This window comes from Allocoleopsis sp., assembly GCF_036703385.1.
Classification (GTDB): domain Bacteria; phylum Cyanobacteriota; class Cyanobacteriia; order Cyanobacteriales; family Coleofasciculaceae; genus Allocoleopsis.
Genome location: NZ_DATNPA010000293.1, coordinates 1 through 4,425, shown reverse-complemented (window position 1 = coordinate 4,425; position 4,425 = coordinate 1). Strand labels below are relative to the sequence as shown.

The 4,425-nt window shown below is 45.4% G+C and carries 5 protein-coding genes and 1 pseudogene; 3 read left to right on the top strand and 3 right to left on the bottom strand.

From position 1 onward, the window contains the following. Nucleotides 1–289, top strand: a 289-nt coding sequence (locus tag V6C93_RS14010; RefSeq protein WP_333477275.1) for an SRPBCC family protein, incomplete at its 5' end; no start/stop codon positions are given. Between the two features lie 6 nt (nucleotides 290–295). Here V6C93_RS14010 and V6C93_RS14005 read toward each other — a convergent pair. Continuing rightward, a complete protein-coding gene (locus tag V6C93_RS14005) occupies nucleotides 296–1,102 on the bottom strand; it encodes a SirB1 family protein (protein WP_349262715.1) in 807 nt (268 codons plus the stop codon). A 220-nt stretch (nucleotides 1,103–1,322) separates the two neighbouring features. After that, entirely contained in the window at nucleotides 1,323–2,024 is a 702-nt protein-coding gene (locus V6C93_RS14000; protein WP_333477273.1) for an actin-binding WH2 domain-containing protein, read from the bottom strand. 641 nt (nucleotides 2,025–2,665) lie between these two features. On the opposite strand from V6C93_RS14000, the gene V6C93_RS13995 reads away from it, so the two are divergent. Beyond that, entirely contained in the window at nucleotides 2,666–3,424 is a 759-nt protein-coding gene (locus tag V6C93_RS13995; RefSeq protein WP_333477272.1) for a serine protease, read from the top strand. 24 nt (nucleotides 3,425–3,448) lie between these two features. Further along, a complete protein-coding gene (locus V6C93_RS13990; protein ID WP_333477271.1) occupies nucleotides 3,449–4,252 on the top strand; it encodes a pentapeptide repeat-containing protein in 804 nt (267 codons plus the stop codon). An 8-nt stretch (nucleotides 4,253–4,260) separates the two neighbouring features. Here V6C93_RS13990 and V6C93_RS38245 read toward each other — a convergent pair. Further along, nucleotides 4,261–4,425, bottom strand: a pseudogene (locus V6C93_RS38245) (GTP-binding protein); the annotation flags it as partial.

The window sequence follows — 4,425 nt, the reverse complement described above, 5'->3', positions numbered from 1 at the left end:
GATTCAAATCCCTATGTTGCAACCAACCTTAAATAGCGTGGTAGTAGCACGAGAACCGGGTTTAGTGGTTTGGGAATTCCAAGGATTTTTTCAAGGGCGCGATCGCTGGGAGTGTCAGCCCAATGACAAGGGTACACGTCTGCTCAACCGCTTTGAGTTTGGAATTTCCAACCCATTAATTAGCTGGGGATTCAACACCTTTGCGGCTAATTGGACGAAAGACGACATGCAAGCCCAGCTTAGACGCCTCAAACGAGTCGCAGAAGAGATATATCGAAGTGAAAAGTGAATTGTCTCAAGTGCCGCGACTCAGTTGCTCCAATAATCGGCGAATCGCAGGAGCATCTTCTGCATTAGGAAGCATTGCCAAATAAAGGTCTAAATCCTGGACGGCTTTAGACCAGTATCCCAACTGGTAGTAAATCAGTCCGCGATCGCGAAGTTCTGTGGGAGCATCGGGAAACAAAAGCAAAAGACGTTCAACGGCAGCCTGCGCTTTCGGCAAGTCGCTGCGGTTGAGGTAAATCAATTTGAGATTCCTCAGCATCCGCGCTAACAGCTGCCTAGAACTTACCGAGGCGGTGAAACTGGGTTGCCGCCGCACGGGATGCCCGTAAATCTGGGCGAGTCGTGCCTCACAATCTTGTTCAAATAAAATTTCGCCTCGATTGAAAGCATCGACAAAAATCCCAGCCTCCTCAAAATTTGGGCGAATTAAAAAATGTCCCGGCATGTTAATGCCGACCATCGGAAAATCCAATCGTCGGGCAACTTCCAGGTAGATGAGGGAAAGGGTAATGGGAATACCGATACGGCGATCCATAACCTCGTTGAGGAAGCTATTACGTGGGTCGTAGTAATCATCCGTGTTGCCGATGTAACCTAGGTCATCATATAAGTATTGGTTCAGACTCTGGATAATTCGCAGAGGATAGCGTTCGGCGGGTAAGCGTTCTTCGACCTCATCTGCCATAACATCAAGAGCATTGAGGTATTCATCGGTCTCAAGGTCCGGATATTCTTCTTCAGCTATATAAAGAGCTGCTTTTGCCAGATCAATTTGGTCGTCTGGCTGATTAATTTCCCTGTAGAAGTTATCCATGATGCCGTCGTTGATGCGAGTCACGGTCTAGTTTACAGGGCTCAAGACACAAATCGCATCTATAGCAAGTTTGGTTTGATACCAAAACCGGCTTGTACACCCCTTGATTCTTTTGGGTAATGGGTAATAGCTAATGGGTTGTAAAATCGCTAATTTTTCTTTGGTTCAGGTTGAAATCATTGGTTTGCATTGTTGCAATTTACATTGCTATAGATGGTTTTTAAAACCCTATAATTTCCCCGATCGCCTGTAGCAAACTCAGATAAAAATTACCTTCCAACTGGCGGAATAATACAAACGACGTTCCCGGTGTACCAAAGAACGGTCGCAATGTCCAGGCCAACTGGGTGCCAACAAAGGCATACAGCACCAACCAAAACCGTAAAATACTCATTCGGGTTTCCATACCGTCGGTGTCCTCTTTCGTCATCGACTGCATTCCTTGATAGAGGAATTGGATACCCATGAATCCGGTAACGGTAAAAATTGCCACATTTAACAGGATAAAAAACTGATAATTCCGTGTGGAAATGAGGAAGAATAGAACAATGGGTGCAAAACTAAATAGTAAAACACTAATTACGGAGACAGCCGCAATGAGCATCGCGAAATGCTGTCCAGCAGTCTTGCGTGAACCAAATAGAACGTTAAAAAAGTATAAAGTTGGGAAGCAAATCAGTAACGTGATTAAATAGAGAGCCGGAAGTTTGACAGCTGAAGATATCGCCTGCTCCCAACTGTGGAACGACCCAATAATCGCACCAGAGATAGCAAAAAAGATTGAGCTACAGATGAGTAGTGCTCTACTCTTACTCTTGAGTTTGATGCCAGACCGAATCTCATCGAGAAATGAAGTGCGATCGCGTAATAACCTAATTAAGACGGTGAAGGATGTCGTTGCCTGGAATTGATTTTGAATCATCTTCCTATCCAAGAAGAGTATATCCAGTTTTAGCAAGAATTGGGCAAAAGTGCCCGTTTGAAGTCCGCTATCGATTGGAAATCAACTTCAGGATAATCAACTAAGGCTTAGTCAATGAACTCTGGAAAGGAATTCGATCAACTGGGACATGTGTGACGGAACAAGGGATTAGCGCTGCTGGTAGAGATTTAGCGGCGCAGCCAGCAGTGAGTGTACCCAACGCTTGTGGAGATTAGGCAGCTAGCAAAGTTGTCTGCCAATGAGAGGCCATTGCTATGCATGAAGCCAGAAGCTATCCGGCAAGATGTGCGGAGGCCTTTTGGTTCGAGTATCCTCTTCTACAAAAGGGTTCTGAATATGTTACTTTTTGTAACTGAACGCAGAAATGTCAGGTTTTTGACTGAGTAATAAGCAGAGTCCTATCTACATTCGTCTGACCAAACCAAGGCAAATTTTATTAACGGGTTCGTTGACGTTTTTCAGCCTAGTATGACCCTTTTCAGAGTAAAAGATTCATTAACGCAATCCGGTAAACAAAAACTTCCTTGTCAGGATACACCTAAGGACTTTACCCCTGGTTGAAGAGAGCATCTACTAATCGTGCCGTAGTTTACTTAACCTAACCCAGATGTAGCACAACCATGCTCCTCAAAAAACCAAGCCGCCGCTGGCTGAGTGTCCTGGCCAGTACTACAATTGTTTTGCTTAACCTGAATTCTACTTGTCTTGCTCTGCCTCGCGAACAAATTGAAGAAATTGCCCGTCAGTCCACCGCTCGAATTTATGGACGTGAGGGAACAGTCATCGGTGTTGAAACCGCAGGCTCTGTAGTCTTAATTGCTCGGGATGGTAATACCTACTATGGGCTGACAAATGCCCATGTTGTCCGAGAGACAGGAGACTATTTTACCTTGGTCACCCTTGATGCTCAGGAACACCGCGTAGACCCTAAGCAGACCAAACTGTTGCCCAACGTTGATTTAGCGGTAGTACGCTTCATTAGCGATCGCAACTATCCCCTCATCCAACTTGGCGATTCTGATTCTCTCCAGATTGGTCAAACTATTTATCTTACGGGCTGGCTAGGGGGAATCATGCGCTACTTTAATGAGGGAAAGCTGGTAGAGTACACTAGCCAACTCACTCAGGAAGGGTTGGGTCTAGCTTATAGCAATGTGAGTGATAAAGGAATGAGTGGAGGTTCACTACTAGATGAGGAAGGACGTCTCATTGGCATTCATAGCGCTCGCGGCAGAGTAACCCGCAACTCTGAGCCGAAAAGTTCTATCGCTGTCGGACTGGGCGTTCCTATCAATACCCTGATTCAGTTGGCTCCCCAAGCTGGCTTAGACCCTGCTTTAATTACTATCCTCAATTCTGCCTCCCGTCCAACTCATTGAACTCATTTCCTTCGCCACAATCCGATGATGAACAACTTAAGAGTCTCTAATTTAGCTATCAAGCGCTGGACATGGCAATATTTCTTCGTTTTGACGCTCACTTTCACCCTAATTGGGACAAACAAAGCCAGCAGCTTTGACAGTAGCGATTTAGAACGCTTACGGCAAACTAACTCTTGCCAAAACTGCAACCTTAAGGGAGTTAATTTAGCAGGTGCTGCTCTGATGAGGGCTAATCTTGAAGGAGCCAATCTTGAGGGAGCCAATCTTGAAGGAGCCAATCTGGAAGGAGCTAACCTCAAGAAAGCTAACCTCAAAGGCATTTCTCAACCGACAATACTAGCGTCTGCGAATCTGAAAAATGCCGATCTGAGCGAGGCTGAACTCAGCGGTGCTGTATTGTACAAAGCCAATCTAGAAGGCGCTAACTTGAGCCATGCCGATCTTAGTGTGGTTTTGGTCACGTTGCTCAATACCCTATCAATTCACTGTACCGATTTGAGGGGGGCTAATTTGTCAGCGGCAAATCTGAGTAATGCAAACTTGAGGATTAAGATTCCTGTGGGTGATAGATGGATGGCTCATGGAGGCGCTCCCGTAAAAACGGAAAATATCTGTAATCCAGCACTTTTGGGTGCTAATTTTAGCCGTGCCAATTTGAGGGATACTGAGCTTGAAGGGATTGAAATTAAAGAGCTTGTTCTGTGCCAAACGACCATGCCAGATAGCAGTGTATCCAATTTAAACTGTCCATCTGACATGAAAAATTCCTTGAAGACTTCTAGAGGAAACTTATACCGTTTTCCCAAGTATTTGCATGAGGGCTAAACTTCCCATCAACGTGTCTTCATCTTCCATCGTCGTCCATCAAGTTTGGCTTCTAATTCCCCTTTGATGCGATTGAGAATTGAGGTTTCATCCAGCGAGGAGAGAATGCGACTTACCACAGCTTTTGGCCCATCTGGCCCCCAAGATGCCCCATTTGCCAAATAGCTCTTAGT